The sequence below is a fragment of the Burkholderia sp. 10_S31 genome (assembly GCF_056930375.1).
On record NZ_JBXOWK010000003.1, the window covers coordinates 2,213,098 to 2,237,263 of the forward strand.

The 24,166-nt window shown below is 66.5% G+C and carries 22 protein-coding genes and 7 tRNA genes; 9 read left to right on the forward strand and 20 right to left on the reverse strand.

Annotated features, from left to right (window positions below):
• Positions 1–157: 157 nt before the first annotated feature.
• The 3 genes from AC1Z3W_RS30405 to alr all read right to left on the reverse strand — a co-directional run bounded on the left by AC1Z3W_RS30405 (position 158) and on the right by alr (position 3,031).
• Entirely contained in the window at positions 158–424 is a 267-nt protein-coding gene (locus AC1Z3W_RS30405) for a DUF2866 domain-containing protein (RefSeq protein ID WP_057929771.1), read from the reverse strand.
• A 148-nt stretch (positions 425–572) separates the two neighbouring features.
• Positions 573–1,949, reverse strand: coding sequence for a DNA repair protein RadA (gene radA / locus AC1Z3W_RS30410; RefSeq protein ID WP_057929770.1), 1,377 nt, complete (start codon positions 1,947–1,949; stop codon positions 573–575).
• Positions 1,950–1,960: 11 nt separating this feature from the next.
• On the reverse strand, positions 1,961–3,031 hold the full coding sequence (gene alr / locus AC1Z3W_RS30415) for an alanine racemase (protein WP_057929769.1): 1,071 nt from the start codon (positions 3,029–3,031) through the stop codon (positions 1,961–1,963).
• A gap of 218 nt (positions 3,032–3,249) precedes the next feature.
• Here alr and lplT point away from each other — a divergent pair, with 218 nt between their 5' ends.
• Together lplT and thiD are read left to right on the forward strand one after the other, a co-directional pair.
• Positions 3,250–4,557, forward strand: a complete 1,308-nt coding sequence (lplT, locus tag AC1Z3W_RS30420; protein ID WP_057929768.1) for a lysophospholipid transporter LplT — start codon at positions 3,250–3,252, stop codon at positions 4,555–4,557.
• 58 nt (positions 4,558–4,615) lie between these two features.
• Positions 4,616–5,425 (forward strand): bifunctional hydroxymethylpyrimidine kinase/phosphomethylpyrimidine kinase, encoded by an 810-nt coding sequence (gene thiD, locus AC1Z3W_RS30425; protein WP_057929767.1) that lies wholly within the window; start codon positions 4,616–4,618, stop codon positions 5,423–5,425.
• Positions 5,426–5,443: 18 nt separating this feature from the next.
• Here the strand turns inward: thiD and AC1Z3W_RS30430 are convergent, their stop codons facing one another.
• The 4 genes from AC1Z3W_RS30430 to tsaB are packed head-to-tail and all read right to left on the reverse strand — an operon-like array spanning position 5,444 to position 8,688.
• Positions 5,444–6,403, reverse strand: a complete 960-nt coding sequence (locus tag AC1Z3W_RS30430) for a DUF1853 family protein (protein ID WP_483509224.1) — start codon at positions 6,401–6,403, stop codon at positions 5,444–5,446.
• Entirely contained in the window at positions 6,400–7,437 is a 1,038-nt protein-coding gene (locus AC1Z3W_RS30435; RefSeq protein ID WP_057929765.1) for a uracil-DNA glycosylase, read from the reverse strand. The genes AC1Z3W_RS30430 and AC1Z3W_RS30435 overlap by 4 nt, the downstream gene beginning before the upstream one ends.
• Positions 7,424–7,924 (reverse strand): ribosomal protein S18-alanine N-acetyltransferase, encoded by a 501-nt coding sequence (rimI, locus tag AC1Z3W_RS30440; RefSeq protein WP_057929764.1) that lies wholly within the window; start codon positions 7,922–7,924, stop codon positions 7,424–7,426. Before rimI ends, AC1Z3W_RS30435 begins: the two co-directional genes overlap by 14 nt.
• Positions 7,921–8,688 (reverse strand): tRNA (adenosine(37)-N6)-threonylcarbamoyltransferase complex dimerization subunit type 1 TsaB, encoded by a 768-nt coding sequence (gene tsaB / locus AC1Z3W_RS30445; RefSeq protein WP_483509225.1) that lies wholly within the window; start codon positions 8,686–8,688, stop codon positions 7,921–7,923. Before tsaB ends, rimI begins: the two co-directional genes overlap by 4 nt.
• A 147-nt stretch (positions 8,689–8,835) precedes the next feature.
• Between tsaB and AC1Z3W_RS30450 the strand changes: the two genes are divergently transcribed.
• From AC1Z3W_RS30450 to aceA, 3 genes are all read left to right on the forward strand, one after another.
• The gene (locus AC1Z3W_RS30450; protein WP_006478462.1) at positions 8,836–9,105 is read left to right on the forward strand and encodes an acyl-CoA-binding protein; all 270 of its coding nucleotides are present in this window, start codon (positions 8,836–8,838) and stop codon (positions 9,103–9,105) included.
• A 370-nt stretch (positions 9,106–9,475) separates the two neighbouring features.
• Complete coding sequence (locus AC1Z3W_RS30455; protein ID WP_057929762.1) at positions 9,476–11,023, forward strand: DEAD/DEAH box helicase; 1,548 nt, start codon at positions 9,476–9,478, stop codon at positions 11,021–11,023.
• 379 nt (positions 11,024–11,402) lie between these two features.
• Positions 11,403–12,710: an isocitrate lyase gene (aceA, locus tag AC1Z3W_RS30460; RefSeq protein WP_057929761.1), complete on the forward strand. Its 1,308-nt coding sequence runs from the start codon at positions 11,403–11,405 to the stop codon at positions 12,708–12,710.
• A gap of 219 nt (positions 12,711–12,929) precedes the next feature.
• On the opposite strand, the gene AC1Z3W_RS30465 is transcribed toward aceA, so the two are convergent.
• The gene (locus tag AC1Z3W_RS30465) at positions 12,930–13,364 is read right to left on the reverse strand and encodes a universal stress protein (RefSeq protein WP_057929788.1); all 435 of its coding nucleotides are present in this window, start codon (positions 13,362–13,364) and stop codon (positions 12,930–12,932) included.
• 159 nt (positions 13,365–13,523) lie between these two features.
• The gene (locus AC1Z3W_RS30470; RefSeq protein WP_057929760.1) at positions 13,524–14,429 is read right to left on the reverse strand and encodes a LysR family transcriptional regulator; all 906 of its coding nucleotides are present in this window, start codon (positions 14,427–14,429) and stop codon (positions 13,524–13,526) included.
• A 154-nt stretch (positions 14,430–14,583) separates the two neighbouring features.
• On the opposite strand from AC1Z3W_RS30470, the gene AC1Z3W_RS30475 reads away from it, so the two are divergent.
• Both AC1Z3W_RS30475 and aceB read left to right on the forward strand, forming a co-directional pair.
• A complete protein-coding gene (locus tag AC1Z3W_RS30475) occupies positions 14,584–15,345 on the forward strand; it encodes a haloacid dehalogenase type II (protein WP_057929759.1) in 762 nt (253 codons plus the stop codon).
• A 67-nt stretch (positions 15,346–15,412) separates the two neighbouring features.
• Complete coding sequence (aceB, locus tag AC1Z3W_RS30480; RefSeq protein ID WP_057929787.1) at positions 15,413–17,005, forward strand: malate synthase A; 1,593 nt, start codon at positions 15,413–15,415, stop codon at positions 17,003–17,005.
• A 133-nt stretch (positions 17,006–17,138) separates the two neighbouring features.
• Here the strand turns inward: aceB and AC1Z3W_RS30485 are convergent, their stop codons facing one another.
• Positions 17,139–17,552 carry a gamma-glutamylcyclotransferase family protein gene (locus AC1Z3W_RS30485; RefSeq protein WP_057929758.1) on the reverse strand — a complete coding sequence of 138 codons (414 nt, stop codon included), beginning with the start codon at positions 17,550–17,552 and terminating at the stop codon, positions 17,139–17,141.
• Between the two features lie 304 nt (positions 17,553–17,856).
• Between AC1Z3W_RS30485 and AC1Z3W_RS30490 the strand changes: the two genes are divergently transcribed.
• A complete protein-coding gene (locus AC1Z3W_RS30490; RefSeq protein WP_057929757.1) occupies positions 17,857–18,735 on the forward strand; it encodes an AraC family transcriptional regulator in 879 nt (292 codons plus the stop codon).
• Positions 18,736–18,762: 27 nt separating this feature from the next.
• On the opposite strand, the gene AC1Z3W_RS30495 is transcribed toward AC1Z3W_RS30490, so the two are convergent.
• The 9 genes from AC1Z3W_RS30495 to gltX form a co-directional block, all read right to left on the reverse strand.
• Positions 18,763–19,227 carry a GNAT family N-acetyltransferase gene (locus tag AC1Z3W_RS30495; protein WP_057929756.1) on the reverse strand — a complete coding sequence of 155 codons (465 nt, stop codon included), beginning with the start codon at positions 19,225–19,227 and terminating at the stop codon, positions 18,763–18,765.
• A 328-nt stretch (positions 19,228–19,555) separates the two neighbouring features.
• Positions 19,556–19,632 (reverse strand) — tRNA-Asp (locus tag AC1Z3W_RS30500).
• A gap of 73 nt (positions 19,633–19,705) precedes the next feature.
• Positions 19,706–19,781: transfer RNA gene (locus tag AC1Z3W_RS30505), tRNA-Glu, on the reverse strand.
• Between the two features lie 65 nt (positions 19,782–19,846).
• A tRNA-Asp gene (locus tag AC1Z3W_RS30510) sits at positions 19,847–19,923 on the reverse strand.
• Positions 19,924–20,000: 77 nt separating this feature from the next.
• Positions 20,001–20,076: transfer RNA gene (locus AC1Z3W_RS30515), tRNA-Glu, on the reverse strand.
• Positions 20,077–20,139: 63 nt separating this feature from the next.
• Positions 20,140–20,216: transfer RNA gene (locus tag AC1Z3W_RS30520), tRNA-Asp, on the reverse strand.
• Between the two features lie 81 nt (positions 20,217–20,297).
• Positions 20,298–20,373 (reverse strand) — tRNA-Glu (locus AC1Z3W_RS30525).
• 139 nt (positions 20,374–20,512) lie between these two features.
• Positions 20,513–20,588 (reverse strand) — tRNA-Ala (locus AC1Z3W_RS30530).
• Positions 20,589–20,717: 129 nt separating this feature from the next.
• On the reverse strand, positions 20,718–22,127 hold the full coding sequence (gene gltX, locus AC1Z3W_RS30535; RefSeq protein ID WP_057929786.1) for a glutamate--tRNA ligase: 1,410 nt from the start codon (positions 22,125–22,127) through the stop codon (positions 20,718–20,720).
• 280 nt (positions 22,128–22,407) lie between these two features.
• Between gltX and AC1Z3W_RS30540 the strand changes: the two genes are divergently transcribed.
• Positions 22,408–23,334, forward strand: coding sequence for a patatin-like phospholipase family protein (locus AC1Z3W_RS30540; RefSeq protein ID WP_124834640.1), 927 nt, complete (start codon positions 22,408–22,410; stop codon positions 23,332–23,334).
• A gap of 123 nt (positions 23,335–23,457) precedes the next feature.
• Here the strand turns inward: AC1Z3W_RS30540 and AC1Z3W_RS30545 are convergent, their stop codons facing one another.
• Entirely contained in the window at positions 23,458–24,132 is a 675-nt protein-coding gene (locus AC1Z3W_RS30545) for a C40 family peptidase (RefSeq protein WP_057929754.1), read from the reverse strand.
• Between the last annotated feature and the right edge of the window lie 34 nt (positions 24,133–24,166).

The following is a 24,166-nucleotide window of genomic DNA, read 5'->3' on the forward strand; positions in this document are numbered from 1 at the left end:
CGCCGGTCGATCGCTTCATCGGTGGCGCGACGTTCCGGGCGTCAACGCCCCACCAACCCACTCGGCCGCGCCGGGCCCGAAAACGACGAGGCCGGGCGCCCCGGCCCGGCCTCTTTGTCCATCGTTGCGTCGGCCGTACGTCGGCCGCATCCTCCGCTCAACGCCGCGGTAACGTGTCGCGCGGCATCTGTTCGTCATCGCCCATCAGGTGACGCCGCCCTTCGGTCGGCCGGCTGATCGCCGCGGCAACTTCCGCTTCCGTCACATCCTCCGACACGACCCGGCGCGCGAGGCGCCCTTCGTCGTCGATCCACTCGACGATCCGGCATCCCCCGCCCCACGGCTGAACGATCGGCTCCGATACGCGGCAGCCGCGCAGGTTGTAAACGCGTCCGCTCGGCGCTTCCCCATACTGTTTCAACATAGGTTCCCTTCGCATTGCGCGGTTCGACAATCCGGCAAAGGATAGGGAAAAGCGATGTCCGGCGGGTTACAGAAGCCTACATATTCTTTACAGAGAATTACGCGACAGATCGCGGCCGGCCGGCACGCGTGGGGCCGGCCGCACCCGGTTATTCAAGATCGCGCACGCGGTCGATCGCCTGTTCGATCCGCTCGACGGCCATCACGTTCAGCCCTTCGATCGGCTGCTTCGGCGCATTCGCCTTCGGGATCAACGCGGCGGTGAACCCGAGCTTGGCCGCCTCGCGCAGCCGTTCCTGGCCGCGCGGCGACGGCCGGATCTCGCCCGCCAGCCCCACTTCGCCGAACACGATCAGCCCCTTCGGCAGCGCCTTGTTGCGCATCGACGAATGGATCGCGAGCAGCACCGCGAGGTCGGCGGCCGGCTCGGTGATCTTCACGCCGCCCACCGCGTTCAGGAACACGTCCTGGTCGAAACACGCGATGCCCGCATGCCGGTGCAGCACCGCGAGCAGCATCGCGAGCCGGTTCTGCTCGAGGCCGACCGCGAGCCGGCGCGGGTTCGGCACGTGCGCCGTATCAACGAGCGCCTGGATTTCGACGAGCAGCGGACGCGTGCCCTCCTGCGTGACGAGCACGCAGGAACCGGGCACGACCTGCTCGTGCTGCGACAGGAACAGCGCGGACGGGTTCGCGACGCCGCGCAGCCCGCGCTCGGTCATCGCGAACACGCCGAGTTCGTTGACGGCACCAAAGCGGTTCTTGAACGCCCGCACGAGCCGGAACGACGAATGGGTGTCGCCCTCGAAGTACAGCACCGTGTCGACGATGTGCTCGAGCACGCGCGGGCCGGCCAGGTTACCCTCCTTCGTCACGTGCCCGACCATGATGATCGCGGTGCCGGACTGCTTCGCGATGCGCGTGAGCTGCGCCGCGCACTCGCGCACCTGCGCGACCGAGCCGGGCGCCGACGTCAGCGCTTCCGAATAGACGGTCTGGATCGAGTCGATGACGGCAACGTCCGGCCGTTCCGCGTCGATCGCGGCCTGGATCTTCTCGAGCTGAATCTCGGCGAGCAGCTTCAGCTCGGCCGCCGGCGCGCCACCGTCGAGCAGCGCGAGCCGTTGCGCGCGCAACGCGATCTGCGCGGCGGATTCCTCGCCGCTGATATAGAGGGCGCGCCGCTCGCTCGCGATGTCCGCGAGCGACTGCAGCAGCAGCGTCGACTTGCCGATGCCCGGATCGCCACCGATCAGCACGACGCCGCCCGGCACCAGCCCGCCGCCCAGCACGCGATCGAATTCGCCGATGCCGGTCGAGAAGCGCGGCACGTCGGCCGCCTCGATGTCGACGAGGCGCTGCACCGGCGCCCGCTTCGCGAGCGACTGGAAGCGATGGGCGGCCGGCGACTCGGCAATCGATTCGACGAGGGTGTTCCAGGCCTGGCACGACGGGCATTGCCCCTGCCACTTCGGGGTTTGTCCGCCGCACTCGCTGCAGACGTAGACGGTTTTCTGTTTGGCCACGCGTGCTGCCCTTATTCCGCGCGCACCGGGACGCGGCCGGCGACCGCGCACATCAGTTCATAGCCGATGGTCCCGCAATGGCGCGCGACGTCGTCGATCGGCAGCGTGTTGCCCCACAGCTCGACCCGCGCACCGACGCCGGCTTGCGGGCACGGAGTCAGGTCGACGGTGATCATGTCCATCGACACGCGGCCGACGATCCGCGTGCGGATGCCGTCGACGATCACCGGCGTGCCCTCGGGCGCGACGCGCGGATAGCCGTCCGCATAGCCGCACGCAACGACGCCGACGCGCATCTGGGCCGGCGCGGAGAACGTCGAGCCATAGCCGATCGCCTGGCCCTTCGCGATCGTCTGCACGGCGATCAGCTCGGACGCGAGCGTCATCGCGGGCTTCAGCCCCGTGTCCGCGATATCGGCCGACAGCCCCGACGGCGACGCGCCGTACAGCACGATCCCCGGCCTCACCCAGTCGAAGTGCGTATCCGGATGCCACAGCACGGCCGCCGAATTCGCAAGGCTGCGCGCCCCGGCGATGTTTTCCGCGCCGCGCTCGAACGTCGCGAGTTGCTCGGCAACACCGCGCTCGTTGTCGGCGTCCGAAAAATGGGTCATCAACGTGATCTGGCCGATGCCGGGGCACGCGCGCGCACGCTCCCACGCAGCGCGGTATTTCTCCGGCACGTAACCGAGCCGGTTCATCCCGCTGTTCATCTTGAGCTGCACATTGACGGGCTTCGACAGCCGCGCCGTCTCCAGCATCCGCATCTGCTCGTCGTTGTGGACGGTGGTCGTCAGGCTGTAGCGGTCGATCACGTCGATGTCGGTCGAGCGGAAGAACCCTTCGAGCAGCAGGATCGGGCCGGCCCAGCCGAGCTCGCGCAGCTTCACGGCCTCGTCGAGATCGAGCAGGCCGAAGCCGTCGGTGCCGCGCAGGCCCGGAAACGCACGCGCGAGACCGTGGCCATACGCGTTGGCCTTGACGACCGCCCAGACCTTGGATGGGCCGGCAAATCGGCGGACGACGGAGAGATTGTTCGCGAGAGCGGCGGTGTGGATAGTGGCGGAGATCGGGCGCGGCATGGGAAATTTACGTAAAGACGCTTGCGAATCATCAGCTTACCGCGCCTTTTGAGCACCGAAGCCGACAATTTGCGGAACGATCGGGGAATCTTGCTAGTCCGAATTGCCGTATTTTCGTGTTATAAAGCCGTGCGCACAACCCATTTCGAACGGAATAAGCCGATCGCATACCAGGCGGCCTACGCGGCCTTGCCGCAGCGACGAAAGCATCGCATCAGATGAAAAAAGGTTTTTACACCATCATGGCCGCGCAGTTTTTCTCGTCGTTGGCCGACAATGCGCTTCTCATCGCCGCCATCGCTCTGCTGAAAGACCTCCACGCCCCCAACTGGATGACACCGCTGCTCAAGCTGTTCTTCGTGTTGTCCTATGTGGTGCTGGCGGCTTATGTGGGTGCGTTCGCCGATTCGCGTCCGAAGGGGCGCGTGATGTTCATCACCAATTCGATCAAGGTGGTCGGCTGCCTGATCATGCTGTTCGGCGCGCATCCGCTGATCGCGTACGGGATCGTCGGGTTCGGCGCCGCGGCCTACTCGCCCGCGAAATACGGCATTCTGACCGAGCTGCTGCCGGCCGACCGGCTCGTCGCGGCGAACGGCTGGATCGAAGGCACGACCGTCAGTTCGATTATCCTCGGCACCGTGCTAGGCGGTGCGCTGATCAGCCCGCACATCGCGTCGCACGTGATCGCGCACACGCCCGCCTGGATCAGCACGCCCGCCGAAGCGGCGATGGCGATCATCATGGCGATCTACGTGGTCGCCGCCATCTTCAACCTGCGGATTCCCGATACCGGCGCGCGCTACCCGAAGCAGGAGCGCGGCCCGATCAAGCTTCTCACCGATTTCGCCGACTGTTTCACGGTGCTCTGGCGCGACAAGCTCGGCCAGATCTCGCTCGCGGTCACGACGCTGTTCTGGGGCGCGGGCGCGACGCTGCAGTTCATCGTGCTGAAGTGGGCCGAAGTCTCGCTCAACATGTCGCTGTCCGAAGGCGCGATCCTGCAGGCCGTGGTCGCGGTCGGCGTCGCGGGCGGCGCGATCGCCGCCGCCGCGCGAATCCCGCTGAAGAAGTCGCTCACCGTGCTGCCCGTCGGCATCATCATGGGCATCGCAGTCATGCTGATGGCGTTCTACACGCGCGACCTGTTCCCACCGCACTGGGCCGTGCACTTCGGCCACCTGCGCCTGCCGGCGTACCTGATCGTCGCGTACATCTTCCTGATCTGCGTCGGCGCGCTGTCCGGCTATTTCGTGGTTCCGATGAATGCGCTGCTGCAGCACCGCGGTCACGTGCTGCTGTCGGCCGGCCACTCGATCGCGGTGCAGAACTTCAACGAGAACCTGTCGGTGCTCGTGATGCTGTGCCTGTATGCGGTGCTGGTCTGGCTCGACGTGCCGGTCGGCGTCGTGATCGTGCTGTTCGGCACGTTCGTCTGCCTGACCATGTGGCTCGTGATGCGCCGTCACCAGGCGAACCAGCGGCAGTTCGACTCGGTCGCGCTGATCGGCGAATCGCGGCACTGACGCTACACTTCCCGTTTCCGTACGTCGGCGCCGGTCTTCGCACCGGCACCTTGCCATCATGACGCACCCGATACCCAACGTCCTGACGATCGCCGGCTCCGACTCGGGCGGCGGCGCAGGCATCCAGGCCGACCTCAAGACCTTCTCCGCGCTCGGCGCGTACGGCGCGAGCGTGATCACCGCGCTGACCGCGCAGAATACGCGCGGCGTAACCGGCGTGCACGCGCCGGACGCCGCGTTCGTGACGGCGCAGCTCGACGCGGTGTTCGACGACATCCGCATCGACGCAGTCAAGATCGGCATGCTCGCGAATGCGGCGATCGTGCACGCCGTGGCCGACGCGCTGCGGCGTTACGCGCCGCGCTTCGTCGTGCTCGATACGGTGATGATTTCGAAGAGTTCGCACGCGCTGCTCGCGCCCGACGCGGTCGATGCGTTGCGCGACACGCTGCTGCCGCTTGCGACCGTCGTCACGCCGAACCTGCCCGAAGCGGCCGCCCTGCTTGGCGACACGCCCGCGACGACCGAAGACGACATGGTCCGGCAGGGTCACGCGCTGCTGAAGACCGGCGCGCACGCCGTGCTGATGAAGGGCGGCCACCTGCCCGACGCGGCCGCGAGCCCCGACTGGCTCGTCGATGCGACGCATACGGTGCGGTTCGACGGCACCCGCGTGCCGGTCAGCAACACGCACGGCACGGGCTGCACGCTATCGTCGGCGATCGCCGCGCTGCTGCCGCAGCAGCCCGATCTCGACAGCGCGGTACGCGAAGCGAAGGTCTACCTGACCGGCGCGATCGCCGCGAGCGGCCGGCTCGACGTCGGCCGCGGCGTCGGCCCGGTCCATCACTTCCATCGCTGGTGGTAGGCGCCAGCTGACGCGGCGTCAGTGGTCTTGCGCGGCGAATGCCCGCGCGCGCGCCGGCCAATCATCCGGCACGATGAAACCGCGCGCCGTTTCCCGCCATACGCCGTCGGCGTCCTGTCTGTGAACGCCAATCAGCGCGGGCGCCTGGCGCGCCGTCAATACGGACGGCAGCACCAGCGAATTCGCCAGCGAGTCGGGCGCGGCATCGGCCGCCAGCCGCCGCGGCGCGAGCCATGCCAGCCGCGCCAGCACGTTCCACGCCACACCGTCGGGTTGAGCCGCCGCCCAGGCCGGCCACTGCGAGTGCGTGAGCCAGAAGCCGCGCGGATGATCCGCCGCGATTTCCGCGGCCACCGGCGGCAGCGGCACGCCGTGCGGATAGAACAGCCAGCCCTTGATGAACATCTGCGCATCGGACGGCGCGCCGTAGCCGAGCAGCGCGAACCCGTGGCGATCGCTCAGCCGCAACTGATGCTCGAGCAGGCGGCTGCGCTTGCGGTCGAGGCGGTCGACGAGATTCGGGCCGACAAAGTCCGCGAGCGATGCGTCGCCGTCCACCGGCGCGCATAGATAGCACTTCACCGCGAGTTCCCAGTGCAGGCGCTGCCCGCCCGGCGCATCGACGAGGAAATCGACCTCGCCGAGTGTCTTGCCGTTGCTGCGCAGCGGCAGGTTGGCCGCGACGAGCCGCAGCGACGGCCCGTGCATGAGGAAATATTCGAGCAGGCATTCGGCATAGCGGCCGAGCCGCACGGGCCGCAACCCGTCGAGCGCGCGGTGCAGCGGCTCGGGCGCGGCGTCGAGCGCGACGAGCCACGCTTCGACGGCCACCCGCTCGACCGCATCCGACCACGGATGCGCGAGCGGTGCGCCGGGCGCCGCGGTGAGCAGGCTCGGGCTCGCGAGGAGCCAGCCCAGATCGCGAACCGCGGCATCGTGCAGCGTATCGACGAACGCGAGCGCCGCGCCGCGCGTCATTGTCCGGCCGGCCCGTTCGCGTCGGCGCCCCCTGCCCGCTGGAACGTATCGCGCGCAAGGCACAGGTCGGCCCACGCCTTCGACTTGTCCTGCAGGCTGCGCAAGAGGTACGCAGGGTGGTAAGTGACGATCACCGGCACGCCTTCGTACGTGTGCACGCGGCCGCGCAGCGATGCGATGCTCGCATCCGTCTTCAGCAGCGTCTGCGCGGCGAAGCGGCCGAGCGCGACAATGAGCTTCGGCTTCACCAGCGCGACCTGGCGCTGCAGGTACGGCTCGCAGCGCGCGACCTCGTCGGGTTCCGGATTGCGGTTGCCGGGCGGCCGGCACTTGATCACGTTCGCGATGTAGACGTTATCGCCACGTTTGAGCGCCAGCGACTGCAGCATGTTGTCGAGCAGCTTGCCCGCCTGGCCGACGAACGGCTCGCCCTGCTTGTCCTCGTTCTCGCCCGGCGCTTCGCCGATCAGCATCCAGTCCGCTTCACGATCGCCGACACCGAACACGGTATTGGTGCGCTTCTCGCACAGGCGGCAGCTCGTGCAGTCGGCCACGCGTGCGGCGAGCGCATCCCAGTCGAGCATCGCCACCGGCGTCGCGGCAGGACGCGATTCGGCCGACGGCAGCGGATCGCCGGGCGGCGCCGCGTCGAACCAGGCGAAGTCGTCTTCGGTGATCGGCGGCATGTCGTCCGCCGCGGCGGCCGGCATCTGCTTGAAGGACGCACGATCGTCGTCGATCGCGGCACGCGGAGCCCCGCCCGCTTCGCAGGCCTGAGCCGCATCGCGTGCGGCTCCGCCAACCGGCGGCGTATCGTCACGCGCGAGCGCGCGCGTCGCGGACGGCTGCGCGTCACGAAGCGGCGCCGCCGCCGGCCGCGGCGCTGCCGCGACGGTTGCGGCCGCAACGGCGGATGCGTCATCCGCCGCGCCGGTTGCAGCAACCGGCGCTTCACCGCCTTCCGCGCGCTGCCCGCGCCGCACCCAGATCTGCGCGAGACCCATTTCCTCGAGCGCTGCTTCAGCCCACGCCATGCGCGTCCCCTTCGTCCTTGTTCAGCGTCAGACGCATCACGATCGCGTCCTCCCGGCTGCGATGCCGCGCCGGATAGTAGTTCTTGCGCCGGCCGATCGTCAGAAAGCCGAAGCGCTCGTACAGATGGATCGCGCGCGGATTGGACGGCCGCACCTCGAGCAGCACGCCGTCGAGCCGCTCCGCGCGCGAGATGCGCACGGCTTCGCGCAGCAGCGCGAGGCCCGCGCCAGACTGCTGGGCGGCCGGGGCGACACACAGGTTCAGCAGGTGCATCTCGTCGATCACCGGCATCAGCACGCAATAGCCGACGAGCGCGCCCGTCACGTGCCGCAGGCACACGCCGAAATAGCCGTTGCGCAGCGAATCCTCGAAGTTGCCGCGGCTCCACGGGAATTCGTACGCAACCTGCTCGATCGCGACCACCTCGTCGAGATCGGTGTCGGTCATCGGCGACAAATAGCGGTCGCTCAACAGTACGCCCGTCATCCTTTCGCTCCGCCCGTCTGCGCAGCGCGCGCCGCGATGCGCTCGGCGGTAGTCTGCGCGACCTTGTCGCGCACGTATTCCGGGGCGGCCTGGTCGGCCGGCACCGTACGGCCGGCGCGGAACGCCCGCAGCGCGGCATGCGCGACCGCCAGCGCATGCGGCAGCGCGTCGCCGTCGATCACGGCTGCTGCTGCGGCTGCCGGCAACTGCGCGCCGAACGCGGCAGCCGCGTTGCCCGCGAGCGTGAACGGCGCATCGGGCACGCCGACGGCGCCCGGCGCATCGAGCGACGCCGGATGCAGCGTGCGCCAGTCGCCGGCCTCGCCGTCCCAGGCAAAGTCGGCCCAGTACGCTTCATCCATCCGCGCATCGAGCGCGGCCAGCACGCGCATCGTGCCGGGCGCGCGCAGCCGCGCGTGCTCGGCGCACGCGAGCAGCGTGCTGACCGGCACGACCGGCAGCCCGCGCCCGAACGCGAGCCCCTGGGTAATGCCGGTCGCGGTACGCAGCCCGGTGAACGAGCCTGGACCCGCGCCGAACGCGATCGCATCGCAGTCGGCGAACGTGAGGCCCGATTCGGCAAAGAGTTCCTGGATGGCCGGCAGCACGCGCGTGCTCGACACGGCGCCCGTCAGTTCGTGGCGGACCCAGGTTTGCGGGGTGGAAACGGCGTCATCGGCTTGAGCCGAGCGCAGCAGCGCGACCGAGCAGTATTCGGTCGACGTATCGATGGCGAGGAGCACTGTTTGCGTCATGGCCGACATTGTAATGCGGCGCCCCGCTCCCACGGGCGTTCAGACCCGATCGCAATGCGTACGCCGCGCGGGCGGCGGTTTGGAAGGATCGCTCGACCCCGCGCGGCGCGGCGCTTGTTAAGATCGGCCGACTTGACACCCTTACGGAGACACACGATGAGCGAACTCACCGCCCAATTCGACCAGGCCCAGATCGACGTCAAGCAACTGACCGAGCGACCGGGCAACCTGACGCTGCTGCGCCTGTACGCGCTCTTCAAGCAGGCGACCGACGGCGACGCGCACGGCGACAAGCCGGGCTTCACCGACATCGTCGGCAAGTACAAGTACGACGCATGGGAAGCGCTGAAAGGCACGTCGCAGGATGCAGCAAAGCAGCAATACATCGAACTCGTCGAATCGCTGAAGAACGGCACGGCGTCCTGACCTGTCCCTCCCGCCGCAATAGGCAGTCCGCAATAGGCAATCAAATCAGTGGCGCAGCGCAGCAAATTTCTTTATAATGCGGCCTGCGTCACCTCCCGCGCTCGGCTCGCAAGCCGTTCCGGCCCGACGCCTCGTAGCGTTAAGCTCCAATCCGGTTTAGAACCTGTCCCCTCCTGCTTCGACCCTTGCGGTCGTCAACTAGGCTGGCGGCCCCGCTCCTGAAGCGCGCCGCACCCAAAACAGCTTCTAATGCCTCATCCGCCGACGGTTCGGCGGATTGCACCCGTTTCCCGATTTGCTCGCTGAATCCGACGACTTGGGTATGCGCGATTGGCGCCGACGTTTCACCCACTGTGTTTCAAGGATTGTTATGACTTCGAGCATCAACACCAGCCCGCTCAACGCGATCGCCGACCAGGCGCTCGGTCTCGACGCCGCCGCACCGGCCGCAGTCGAACCGGCGTCGGACGAGCCGACTTTCGCGTCGCTCGGGCTGTCGCCGGAGATCGTCTCCGCGCTGCAGGCCGCCGGCTACGCCAAGCCGACGCCGGTCCAGCAGCGCGCGATTCCGGCCGGCATCGCCGGTCGGGATCTGCTGGTCTCGAGCCCGACTGGTTCGGGCAAGACCGCCGCATTCATGCTGCCCGCTATCGAACGTTTCGCGCAGCTCCAGAAGACGCAGGCGCAGCAACCGCGCGCGCCGCGTGACCCGAACCAGGGCGACCGCCGTGCGCGCCGCCCGCAGCCCGTCGCCCGCCCGGGCCTGCTCGTGCTGACGCCGACCCGTGAACTCGCGATGCAGGTCACCACGGCCGCGTCGACTTACGGCAAGCACCTGAAGCGCCTGCGCACCGTCAGCATCCTCGGCGGCGTCGCCTACGGCCAGCAGCTGATGCTGCTCGCGAAAAACCCCGAGATCCTGGTCGCCACGCCGGGCCGTCTGCTCGACCACCTCGAGCGCGGCCGCATCGACCTGTCCGAGCTGAAGATGCTCGTGCTCGACGAAGCCGACCGCATGCTCGACATGGGCTTCATCGATGACATCGAGACGATCGTCGCCGCCACGCCCGAGTCGCGCCAGACGATGCTGTTCTCGGCCACCCTCGACGGCAAGATCGGCTCGCTGACGAGCCGCCTGCTGAAGGATCCGGAACGCATCGAAATCCAGCAGCGTCTCGAATCGCGCGCGAACATCGCGCAGACCGTCCATTACGTCGACGACCGCGACCACAAGGATCGCCTGCTCGATCACCTGCTGCGCGACGACGCGCTCGACCAGGCGATCATCTTCACGGCGACCAAGATCGATGCCGACCAGCTCGCCGGCCGTCTCGCCGACGCCGGCTTCGAATCGGCCGCGCTGCACGGTGACCTGCCGCAGGGCGCACGTAACCGCACGATCCGCGCGCTGCGCGAGCGTCGCGTGCGCGTGCTGGTCGCGACCGACGTCGCGGCCCGCGGCATCGACATCCCGGGCATCACGCACGTGTTCAACTACGACCTGCCGAAGTTCGCAGAAGACTACGTGCACCGTATCGGCCGTACGGGCCGTGCCGGCCGCTCGGGCACCGCGGTGAGCCTCGTGCACCACGCCGAGCAAGGCGCGCTCAAGCGCATCGAGCGCTTCGTGCGCTCGCCGCTGCCGGTCAACGTGATCGAAGGCTTCGAGCCGCGCAAGGCACCCCCGCGCAATGATCGCGGCACCGGCGGCCGCGGCCGTCCGGGCGGCGGTAACGGTGGTCGTCGTTTCGGCGGCAAGCCGGGCGGCGGTTACAGCGGCAACGGCGGCAACGGCCGCAGCTACGGCGGCGGCAATGGCGGCGGCTGGAGCGGCAAGCCGGGCGGCAGCCGTGACGGCGGCCCGCGTCGCGATGGCCAGCGCAGCGGCGGCCCGCGTCGCAGCAACTCGGCGTCGTAAGCACGCCCGGGCGGCCGTCCAGCCGCCCCGCCCATCCGGCAGACCGGCGCACCCGCGCCGGTTTTTTTTCGTCCCGCGCCGCATTTCACGATGCGGAAAATTTTTTTGCGTCGTAAAAAATCATGCTGCGCGGCACAACCTTACGATTGCGAGATGGGAAAAATCGTTTCTTATTGCGAAACACATGACTCAACCAATTGATTAATAAAGATTAAAAAGTTTCAAACTTCCTTGGATAGCCCCTGTTTCACTCCGATCGGTTTGCCTAGACTCTTATACAAGACTTCGCGAAATGGCACGTACCCGCCCCGCTTCGAGAACAGCATCACGATCGTCCGATTCGACTCATCAGGCAACACACCGCATCAAGGAGCTCATCATGTCGCGACAGCAACAGGCACAGGAACTGCAAACGCAATGGGAAACCGACCCGCGCTGGAAGGGCATCAAGCGCAACTACACGGCTGAGGACGTGGTTCGCCTGCGCGGCTCGATCGCCGTCGAGCACACGCTGGCCAAGCGCGGTGCGGAAAAGCTGTGGAGCCTCATCAACGAAGAGCCGTTCGTCAACGCGCTCGGCGCGCTGACCGGCAATCAGGCGATGCAGCAGGTGAAGGCAGGTCTGAAGGCAATCTACCTGTCGGGCTGGCAAGTCGCCGGCGACGCGAACGTCGCGGGCGAAATGTATCCGGACCAGTCGCTGTACCCGGCGAACTCGGTGCCGCTCGTCGTCAAGCGCATCAACAACACGCTGACGCGTGCGGACCAGATCCAGTGGTCCGAAGGCAAGAACCCGGGAGACGAAGGCTATGTCGACTTCTTCGCGCCGATCGTTGCGGATGCGGAAGCTGGCTTCGGCGGCGTGCTGAACGCGTTCGAGCTGATGAAGGCGATGATCGAGGCAGGCGCATCGGGCGTCCACTTCGAGGACCAGCTCGCGTCGGTGAAAAAGTGCGGCCACATGGGCGGCAAGGTGCTCGTGCCGACGCGCGAAGCCGTCGCGAAGCTGTCGGCGGCGCGTCTCGCGGCCGACGTGATGGGCACGCCGACCGTGCTGGTCGCGCGGACCGACGCGGAAGCAGCCGACCTGATCACGTCCGACATCGACGACAACGACAAGCCGTTCCTGACGGGCGAGCGTACGGTCGAAGGCTTCTTCCGCACGAAGCCGGGCATCGAGCAGGCGATCTCGCGCGGCCTTGCGTATGCGCCGTACGCCGACCTGGTCTGGTGCGAAACGGGCAAGCCTGATCTGGAGTACGCGAAGAAGTTCGCGGAAGCGATCCACAAGCAGTTCCCGGGCAAGATGCTGTCGTACAACTGCTCGCCGTCGTTCAACTGGAAGAAGAACCTCGACGACGCGACGATCGCGAAGTTCCAGAAGGAACTCGGCGCGATGGGCTACAAGTTCCAGTTCATCACGCTGGCCGGCTTCCATGCGCTGAACTACTCAATGTTCAACCTCGCGCACGGCTATGCCCGCACGCAGATGAGCGCGTTCGTCGAACTGCAGCAGGCCGAGTTCGCGGCGGCCGACAAGGGCTTCACCGCCGTCAAGCACCAGCGCGAAGTCGGCACCGGCTACTTCGACGCGGTGACGCAGACGGTCGAGCGGGAAGCATCGACGACCGCACTGCACGGCTCGACCGAAGACGAACAGTTCTTCGACGGCAAGAAGGTCGCATAACGCGCGAAAGCATCGCGCCGATACCCGCCCGTCACACGACGGCGCGGCATCGGCTGCACCGAATAAAAATCAGGGAGGAGACGGCAGGCGCGCGGTGATCCGCGCGACCCGCCGCGCGGCCTGCGGCCGCCAGCAACGACGCGCGCCGGCTTCGTCCGGCGCGCCCTTTTTCAGCGGCGCTGCCGTGCCGCGCCCGCGCGGCCACACACGACACCGCATCTACCGATAGACGATCACCGGAATTTTCGTATGGGTCAGCACGCGCTGCGTTTCGCTGCCGATCAGCAGGCTGCCGAGCCCGCGGCGTCCGTGGGACGCCATGAAGATCACGTCGCAGCCGCCGCGTTCCGCCGCCTCGATGATGCCGAGGTACGGCGACGGGTGCACGCTCGTCCAGCTGTCGCAGACGACGCCGGCCGCCTTCGCGGCCGCCTGCACGTCGTCGAGGTGCGCGCGCGCCTCGCGCTCGCTGCGCGCCCGGAAATCGGCGGGCGGCTCGATGATCACTTCGGAAAACGGCGAGTACGGATACTGCGGCAGGCATGCATAGGCCGTGACCTGCGCGCCGACCGCACGCGCCAGGTCGATCGCGCCGTCGATCGCCTTCTGCGACAGTTCGGAACCGTCGGTTGGAACGAGGATGTGCCGGAACATCGCGCCCTCCTGCGTCAAACGCACGGCGCGCGCCGCGAACCCATGCGAGATGGCCCCGGCGCGTCGCGCATGCCAGTTTCGATTGTAGTGCGCGAAACCGGACGCCCGGCGCCGGCAGCGGGTTCGCCCTCATATCGGAAACGCGTGGGCAGGCACGCCCTACTCCCCCCAATACCCGGGCCGCTCGTACGTATGTTTCAGGTAATCGAGAAACAGGCGCACGCGCAACGGCAGGTGGCGGCGCTGCGGAAACACCGCATGGATGCCGATCGGCGGTGCCGCGAATGCATCGAGCACGCTGACAAGCCGGCCGGCCGCGATATCGTCGCCGACCTCCCACCACGAGCGCCATGCCAGGCCGTAGCCGGCGAGGCACCACTCGTGCAGCACCGCGCCGTCCGAGCATTCCATCGTGCCGTTCACGCGGATCGACACGACCTTGTCGTCCTCCTGGAACGCCCAGCCGCGCTGCTGGTTCGCGTTCGCGGCAAGAGCGAGGCAGTTGTGGCGCGCGAGTTCGGCGAGCGTGGCGGGCGTGCCGCGCCGCTCGAGATAGGCTGGCGACGCAACGCACACGCGCCTGTTCTCGCCGAGTTTCAGCGACACCAGCGACGAATCGGGCAGCTCGCCAAGCCGCACCGCGCAATCGAACCCTTCGTTGACGAGGTCGACCATCCGGTCGGACAGGTCGAGCGTGACCGACACGTCCGGATGCGCGCCGCTGAATTCGGGCACGAGCGGCGCGACATGGCGCCGCCCGAAACCGGCCGGCGCGGAAATGCGCAGGTGGCCGCTCGCCTTCACGCCGCCTGCGGACACGCTCGCCTCGGCGTTTTGCATGTCGTTGATGATCCGCTGGCAATCCTCGAGGAAGGCCGAACCCTCGAAGGTCAGCGTGAGCTTGCGCGTCGTGCGCACCAGCAGCTTGACGCCGAGCCGCTCCTCGAGCGCGTCGAGGCGGCGGCCGATGATCGCCGGCGCGACGCCCTCCGCATGCGCAGCCGCCGACAGGCTGCCCTTCGCCGCGACCGCGGCGAACGTTTCGATCTGTTTGAACCGGTCCATGACTCGAAAGGGCGGCCATCCCGCCCTTCAAATAGCTTGAGCCGCTCAAGATTAGGTATATGAAAGTAAAAGATCAAGTGATGATTAGCGTCTTTTTTAGTACATGTGATCACGAATAGAATCGACCTGACCTCTGAAACTGGAGCGCAAGGCTATGTCGGCCACAACGACACTCTCCTCTCCCGACGCAATCCTCTTCGACGCATTCGGCACGTTGTTCGACGTGCATGCGGTCGTGGCCGCGGCAGAGCAGATGTTTCCCGGTCACGGGGACAGGTTGTCGCAGCTGTGGCGACGCAAGCAAATCGAATACTCGCAGTTGCGCACGCTCGCCGACCCGGCTGGCGCCCGTTATCGCCCGTTTCGCGACATCACGCTCGACGCACTGCGGTTCGCCGCGCGCCTGCTCGGCCTCGCACTGAACAGTGCGGCCGAGAAGCGGCTGATGGACGAATACGCGTGCCTGTCCACCTATCCCGACACGGTGCCAGCGCTGCGCAAGCTGCGCGCGCTCCAACCACGGCCTCCGCTCGCGATCCTGTCGAACGGCAACCCGGAAATGCTCGACATCGCAATCAAGAGCGCCGGCATGACCGGCCTGTTCGATCGCGTGCTGTCGGCCGATGCAGTGCGTGCGTACAAGCCGAGCCCGGCCGCATACGCACTCGGCACCGCCGCGTTCGGCGCGAACCCGCGCGACATCGTGTTCGTGTCGTCGAACGCCTGGGACGTCGCGGGGGCCGCCTGGTTCGGCTACACGACGTTCTGGCTCAACCGCACGGGCGCGCCCGCCGAGGAACTCGGCGTGCCACCCGACGGCACCGGCAGCGGCATGGCCGATCTGCTCGCATTCCTCGCCACCCCGGCTCCGTCCGGCAGACCCGCAAACCGCGCGCGCCCCGGCCCGGGCGCATGACGTTCGCAGCGCTGCCGCCTTTCCCCTTCACCGAAACCGCAACTGACCGACCAAGGAGATGAGACTCATGAGCACCCCGATCACGCTGCCGCAAGGCATGGCGATCACCGGCGAAATCAAGCCGGGTTACGAAGCGATCCTGACGCCTGACGCACTCGCACTCGTCGCGGCACTGCACCGCACGTTCGAGCCGCGCCGCCAGGCGCTGCTGCAAGCCCGTGTCGAGCGCACCAAGCGCCTCGATGCCGGCGAACGCCCCGATTTCCTGGCCGAAACGAAGGCGATCCGCGAAGGCGACTGGAAGGTCGCACCGCTGCCGGCGGACCTCCAATGCCGCCGTGTCGAAATCACCGGCCCCGTCGAGCGCAAGATGATCATCAACGCGCTGAACTCCGGCGCCGACTCGTACATGACGGACTTCGAGGATTCGAATGCGCCGAGCTGGACGAACCAGATCGACGGACAGATCAACCTGAAGGACGCGGTACGCCGCACGATCTCGCTCGAGCAGAACGGCAAGTCGTACCAGCTGAACGACAAGGTCGCGACGCTGATCGTGCGTCCGCGCGGCTGGCACCTCGACGAGAAGCACGTGACGGTCGATGGCCAGCGCGTATCCGGCGGTATCTTCGATTTCGCGCTGTTCCTGTTCCACAACGCGAAGGAACTGATCGCGCGCGGCTCGGGCCCGTACTTCTACCTGCCGAAGATGGAAAGCCATCTCGAGGCGCGCCTGTGGAACGACATCTTCGTCGCGGCACAGGAAGCGGTCGGCGTGCCGCGCGGCACGATCCGCGCGACGGTGCTGATCGAGACGATCCTCGCCGCATTCGAGATGGACGAGATCCTGTACGAACTGCGCGAACACAGCTCGGGCCTGAACGCCGGCCGCTGGGACTACATCTTCTCGGCAATCAAGAAGTTCAAGAACGACCGCGACTTCTGCCTGGCCGACCGTTCGAAGATCACGATGACGGTGCCGTTCATGCGCGCCTATGCGCTGCTGCTGCTGAAGACCTGTCACAAGCGCAACGCGCCGGCGATTGGCGGGATGAGCGCGCTGATTCCGATCAAGAACGATCCGGAAGCGAACGACAAGGCGATGGGCGGCGTGCGCTCGGACAAGCAGCGCGACGCGACCGACGGCTACGACGGCGGCTGGGTCGCGCACCCGGGCCTCGTGCCGATCGCGATGGAAGAGTTCGTCAAGGTGCTCGGCGACAAGCCGAACCAGATCGCGAAGCAGCGCGACGACGTGCAGATCGAAGGCAAGAACCTGCTCGACTTCCAGCCTGAAGCACCGATCACCGAAGCCGGCCTGCGCAATAACATCAACGTCGGCATCCACTATCTCGGCGCCTGGCTCGACGGCAACGGCTGCGTGCCGATCCACAACCTGATGGAAGACGCGGCCACCGCCGAAATCTCCCGCTCGCAGGTGTGGCAGTGGATCCGCTCGCCGAAGGGCGTGCTGGACGACGGCCGCAAGGTCACGGCGGAACTCGTGCGCGAATTCGCGAAGGCCGAGCTCGACAACGTGAAGCGTTCGGTCGGCGGCAACACGCAGCCGTACGAGCGTGCCGCGGCGATCTTCGAACAGATGTCGACGTCGGAAGGCTTCACCGAATTCCTGACGCTGCCGCTGTACGAGGAAATCTGACGGCGCGGACGGGTCCTGCCGGACCTGGTTCGCCCCCTCCCGCTCGCCGCCGGTCGCACGACACGGCGGCATGAAAAAAGCGCCCCGCAGGGCGCTTTTTCTTTTGCGGCGCGGGCGATATGCCGCGCGGCACTCAGGCGGCTTCTCGCTCGCGCCGGTGCTGAACCCAGTCGCCCGATGCGATGCGCGGACGGTCGGCCGCCGCATGCGCGGCGACCGGATAGTAGACGCACGCATACGTACGGCCGCCGAGCTCGATGGTCACCGGCTCCTGCCGGAACAGCGTATCGACGCCCGGGTAGACGCGCTCGATCTCGTCGAGCACCGGTACCAGCTGATCATCGATCTCGTAGACATCGCCCCACACAATCGACTGGCCGGTCGCCCCGGCGATCATGCCCGGATACGTGCCGAAATCATACAGTTCGCCCGGCAGCGCGGCCGCGCCGAGCAGCGTCGGTGCCGCAATCCCGTACCGCGCAGCCGCATGGCCGATGTCGTTGGCCTCCCCCGCTCTCAACGTGCCGTAGACGAATACGTAGCGCATTGTGGTTCTCCTCTTCGATTCAGGTGTTGCCGTGCCGGGCCGTCGCGGTCGCGGTCGCCGGCGTCGTCGGGGCGCCGTTCGCGCGATAAAAAGCGCCCGCATCGATAGACCGCGCTGGCCGCCCGATGGTTCTTTTCCACACGACGCGTCGGGCAGACCGACGCCGAGGCTCATTCCGGCCGAAGCGCGTGCGGCTCCATACAAAGTTCATTTGAACGGTGCATTATCGGCCGAAAACCGCCGCATGCGCCTGCGCGGCACCTTCTAGAATAACGGCATCGCCGCCGCGCCGACCAAATCGTCCATGAATCCGCCCGCCCAAGCCGACGCATCGAACCCCTACGACGTCATCGACATCCCGCCCGAGTTCGCACCGACCCGCGTTCACCCGATGCGCGTCCGGGCGCGGCAGGTGGACGCCGGCCGCCGGATCCCGCTGCATACGCACGCGTGGGCACAGCTCGCGTATGCGTCGCGCGGCGTGCTGCGCGTTGCAACGACCGGGACGACGTGGATGGTGCCGCCGTCCCGCGCGATCTGGGTGCCGCCGCACGTCACACACGAAGTCGTGATCGTCGAGGAGGCGTACTTGCGGACGCTGTATATCGACGAGTCGATCGTGCCGGACGGACTGGACGCATGCCGGGTGGTTGAAGTGACGGGCTTGCTGCGCGAGCTGATCGTCGCGCTCGACGCACGCAACCTGAGCGATGCGCGCGAACGGCTGCTGTGCGGGCTCGTCCTCGACGAGCTGAGCCACGCCGAACCGCTGCCGCTCGCGGTGCCGATGCCCGACGAGAAACGGCTGCGCATGCTGTGCGAGTCGGTGCTCGCGCAACCGGCGCATGCGGAATCGCTCGAACACTGGGCGAGCGAGGTCGGCGCGAGCACGCGCACGATTTCGCGACTCTTCAAGCAGGAACTGGGCGTAAGTTTTTCGCAGTGGCGACAGCAGGCGCTGCTCGCGCGCGCGATCCCGCTGTTGAACCAGGGGCGTCCGCTGTCGCATATCGCGCGCGAACTCGGCTACCAGAGCCAGAGCGCGTTTTCGGCGATGTTCCGGCGCGCGTTCGGCGAAAGCCCCCGCGCGTTCATGCTGCGCGGCTACGAGCACCGCAGCACCGAAGACGGCATCGCGGTGGACGATGGCCTCGACGACGACGTGATCGGCACCGCCCGCTGACCGTCGCCGTGCCGCACCGTTACGCGCTCAGACCGGGCGCACCATGTGGCGAATCGAACCGAGTTGCGCCAGCCTCGACCCGGTGACACGGTAACCCATGCGCTGGTAGAGCCGCGCGGCCGGATTGTCGACGAACACGCGCAACTGCAGTTCGTGCAGCCCGCGGGCGCGCGCCCAGCGATGCGACATGTCGAGCATGTAGGTGCCGGCTCCCTGCCCGCGATGACCGGCTGCGATCTGGACGTCGCGGATATGCAGCGAATCGCCCTCTTCGGTCACGCGCAGCACGCCGATGCGTTCACCGTCGGCTTCCAGGATGAAGTTTTCGGATTCGCGCCAGCTCGCATAGAACAGGTCGCTGCGCCAGACGAGTCCATGGCGCTTGTAATAGCCGCCCATGTTGCCGTGCGTCAGCGCCTCGGCAAACGGAAAATCGCCAGGCTCCGCAGGCCGGAGCTGATACAGCAATCGCAGGTCGGTCGGATCGAGCATCGCGCGGGGGTCAAGAACGCTTTCCGCCACGATAGCGCAGTCGCGGGAGGATGCAATCGCGAATTTCTCGTAGCGACGCGACTGCGGGAGCGTAACCCGACGATGCAAATGAAGAAGCCCGCGCAAGGTGGGCTTCTTCATTTTTTGGCGGAGCAGACGGGACTCGCCTACATCCCGCAGGCCGCGGCTGAGCGTGCACGCGCAGCCCTTCGAGTCCCGCCGGAAGCCGCGCAGGCGGCTTCCTCCACTCGGCAGTCACGCGCCCGCAAACTGGCACGAACGGAAATACAAATGAAAAAGCCCGCACAAGGCGGGCTTTTTCATTTTCTGGCGGAGCGGACGGGACTCGAACCCGCGACCCCCGGCGTGACAGGCCGGTATTCTAACCGACTGAACTACCGCTCCAGTCTTGCTTCTTGCCTGGCAGGCGTCGGTTACTTCCTGCCGGCGCATCGTTTGTTCGAACGACGCCGAAATCTGGCGTCCCCTAGGGGATTCGAACCCCTGTACTCACCGTGAAAGGGTGATGTCCTAGGCCTCTAGACGAAGGGGACAACGTACTGCTTACATCTTTAATACAAAAGCCCGCTCAAAGCGTTCATTTGAACGGGCTTCGTTCTGGCGGAGCGGACGGGGCTCGAACCCGCGACCCCCGGCGTGACAGGCCGGTATTCTAACCAACTGAACTACCGCTCCAGCTTTTCTTACCACCTGCAGGACCACGTTCACGCCCTGCAAGCGCTGCGACACTTCTACGAAACGCCGCTGAATCTTGGCGTCCCCTAGGGGATTCGAACCCCTGTACTCACCGTGAAAGGGTGATGTCCTAGGCCTCTAGACGAAGGGGACAACGCACTGCTTACATCTTTAATACAAAAGCCCGCTCAAAAACGTCTTGAACGGGCTTCGTTCTGGCGGAGCGGACGGGACTCGAACCCGCGACCCCCGGCGTGACAGGCCGGTATTCTAACCGACTGAACTACCGCTCCAACTTTCTGCACCGTTACCTGCAGGACGTCGGTTACGTTCCTGCAAGCCTCGCGACACTTCTATGAAACGCCGCTGAATCTTGGCGTCCCCTAGGGGATTCGAACCCCTGTACTCACCGTGAAAGGGTGATGTCCTAGGCCTCTAGACGAAGGGGACATAATCTTTTCAGATCTGTCTGACTTTCGCTATTCACTTACCGTCAACAGCGAAGGCCGAAATTCTAACTGCTTTAAATCATTTTGTGAAGCATTTATTACTGCACCGCTGCTTCGCAAATCAATCCATTCTGTTCTGATGGTGGAGGTAAGCGGGATCGAACCGCTGACCTCTTGCATGCCATGCAAGCGCTCTCCCAGCTGAGCTATACCCCCTTGCAGAACAGAAATGAGATTATATGGACCGAATTTGAACTTGTAAATACCCTTTTTGCGATTCGAGCGAATTTTTTTGCGAAGCCGCCGCGACGTCACATGCGGACGGCCTCGCCCTCCGCCCCAACCTCAGGCCAGCGCAGCCTCGATACGCGACACCACGACATCGCGACCGAACAGCACGAGCACCGCGTCGATCGACGGCGTATGCGTCGTGCCCGCCACCAGCAGGCGCACCGGCATCGCGAGCTGCGGCATCTTCAGCTTGTGTGCGGCGAGCGTTGCCTTCAGCGCGGCGGACACCGCTTCCTTCGTCCAGTCGGCCGTCTTCAGCGCGGCGACGAGGTCGGCCAGCGCCGGGCGCACCGCATCGGTCACGTGCTGCGCGAGCGCGTCGGCGTCCGGCGCCGGCACGCGGTAGAACATCGCGGCGCCTTCGGCGATCTCCTTGACCGTCGTCGCGCGATCCTTCATCAGGCCAACCACCGCGTCGAGCGTGGGGCCCGTCGCGATCGCTGCGTCCTCGATGCCGAGCGCGTCGAGGAACGGCTTCGCCAGTGCGGCGAGGCGCGCGTTGTCGGCTTCCTTGATGTAATGGGCATTCAGCCAGCTCAGCTTGCTGTGGTCGTACTGCGCCGGCGACTTGCCAAGATGCTCGAGGTCGAACCATTCGACGAACTGTTCGCGCGTGAAGATTTCGGCGTCGCCGTGCGACCAGCCCAGGCGCGCGAGATAGTTGACGACGGCCTCCGGCAGGAAGCCCGCATCGCGATACGCCATCACGCTCATCGCGCCATGCCGCTTGCTCATCTTCTCGCCCTGCTCGTTCAGCACGGTCGGCAGGTGCGCATAGACGGGCGGCTCACCGCCGAGCGCGCGCAGGATGTTGATCTGGCGCGGCGTGTTGTTCACGTGGTCGTCGCCGCGGATCACGTGCGTGATGTTCATGTCCATGTCGTCCACGACTACGCAGAAGTTGTAGATCGGCGTGCCGTCCGGACGCGCGATCACGAGGTCGTCGAGTTCTTCGTTCGAGATCTCGACACGCCCCTTCACCGCGTCATCCCACACGACCGTGCCGGTCAGCGGATTGCGGAACCGCAGCACGGGCTTCACGCCGGCCGGCGGCTCGGGCAGCACCTTGCCCGGCTCCGGACGCCACGTGCCGTCGTAGCGCGGCTTGAGGCCGGCCTCGCGCTGCCGCTCGCGCAACGCGTCGAGCTCCTCGGCCGACATGTAGCACGGGTACGCGAGGCCCTTCTCGAGCATCTGCGCGAGCACCTCGCGATAGCGGTCCATCCGCTGCATCTGGTAGATCGGGCCTTCGTCGAAATCCAGGCCGAGCCACTGCATCCCTTCGAGGATCGCGTCAACGGCTTCCTGCGACGAACGTTCGACGTCGGTATCCTCGATACGCAGCACGAACGTGCCTTTCATCTTGCGGGCGAACGCCCACGGATAGAGCGCGGAGCGGATGTTGCCGAGGTGGATGAAGCCGGTGGGACTCGGCGCGAAGCGGGTACGGACAGGACGGGTCATAAACGGTAACTCGAACGCCTGGGGCGCATGAATGATTCGACGCGGGATCGACGGCGGCAGCCCGGACAGCAATGGGGCCGGCCGCGCCCGGAACGGGAAAGAAGCCGGAATTATACTCGCGCCGGTCTTCGCGCCAAGCGCGCCGCTTGCTTTATGATGTGCGCGCCGCGGCCGCCAGCCGGCGCCGCGCCGGCCGCACGGTTCATGCCGCGCGGCCGCTCGGAACCTATCGCCGCCGCGGGCCGCACGGCCCGCCGCCAAGCCGCCGGAGAACCAACCGATGTCGTCCCCTCGCCTGTCGCGCCGTCACTTCACGATCGCGTGCGCGTCCGCCAGCCTCGCCGCCTGCACGTCGTTCGGCGACAAATCCCGCTCCGACAATGGCGCGAATTCCACGCAGTCTCACGAAAAGTCCGTGAAGATCGGCATCGCGCTTGGCGGCGGCGCCGCCCGCGGCTTCTCGCACATCGGCGTGCTGAAGGCGCTCGAGGCGCGCGGCATCCCGGTCGACATCGTCGCGGGCACGAGCGCGGGCTCGGTGGTCGGCGCGCTCTACGCGTCCGGGATGAGCGGGCTGCAGATCAACAAGATCGCGCTCGACATGGATCAGGCGGCGATCAGCGACTGGGCACTGCCGTTCCGCTCGCGCGGGCTGCTGCAGGGCGTCGCGCTGCAGAACTTCCTGAACAAGACGCTCAGCAACCGGCCGATCGAAAAGATGGCGAAGCCGCTCGGCATCGTCGCGACCGACCTGCAGAATGGCCAGCCGATCCTGTTCCAGCAGGGCAATACGGGGCTCGCCGTGCGCGCGTCGTGCAGCGTGCCGTCGGTGTTCGAGCCCGTGAAGATCGGTAACCGCGAGTACGTCGACGGTGGCCTCGTCAGCCCGGTACCTGCGTCGTTCGCGCGCAAGATGGGCGCGAGCTTCGTGATCGCGGTCGACATTTCGTCGCGGCCGGACGGCGCGGCGACCAGCAACCCGATCGAGATGCTGCTGCAGACCTTCACGATCATGGGCCAGACGATCAAGACCTACGAGCTCGACAAGTATGCGGACGTCGTGATCCGCCCGAACCTCGCGGCGATGGGCGGCAGCGACTTCAACCAGCGCAACGCGGCGATCCTCGCGGGCGAGGAAGCCGTCGCGCGCATCATGCCCGAGCTGCAGCGCAAGCTCGCGGCAGCCCGCGGCGTTGCGGCGGCGTAAGCGGCCTCGCGGTGCGCGCCGCCAACTGCGGCGCCGCCTGCCGTTTTCTTGCACCCCAAAACAAAAAACCCTGCCGCCTTTCGGTGACAGGGGTTTTTCGATCCGGCGGAACGCCAGCGAGCGTCAGTTGCTGCCGTTCGCCGCGTCGTCGCCGATCGTCGCGCGCACGCGCTGGCGCAGGTCGTCGGCCTTCATCGGAAACTCCGATTCGATCCGGCGCGCGCCGGTGAACCGCTTTTCCCAGTAGCCGTTGTCGAGATCGTCGACGCGAATGGTGCTGCCCGTCGACGGCGAATGCACGAACTTGTTGTCGCCGATGTAGATGCCGACGTGCGAGAACGTGCGGCGCATCGTATTGAAGAACACGAGGTCGCCCGGCTTGAGGTTGCTCATGCTGACCTTCTCGCCGACGCGGCTCATTTCTTCCGCACGGCGCGGCAGCGACATGCCGAGCGTGTCTTGGAACACGTAGCGCACGAAGCCGCTGCAGTCGAGGCCCGAGTCCGGCGAGTTGCCGCCCCAGCGATAGCGCACGCCGATCATGTTCAGCGCACCGACGACCACGTCGCCTGCCTTGCCGGCCATGCCGGCGAGGAACGACTTCGCACCGCCCGTCGACGGCTGCGCGTTGGTCTGCTGGAGGGAGGAACCCGACCCGATCTGAGTCGAATTGGTGACATTTTGATTAAAACTGCTGACTTCGTCGGCGAACGCGCCGGGAGCTGCTGCGAACAGGGCGCCGATGAACAGCCCGGCGAGGGTGCGCGCACATGCCTGGGTCAGGGATCGATGCTGCATTGGTCGATGGAATTTGCTTAAAAATCAGCTGATT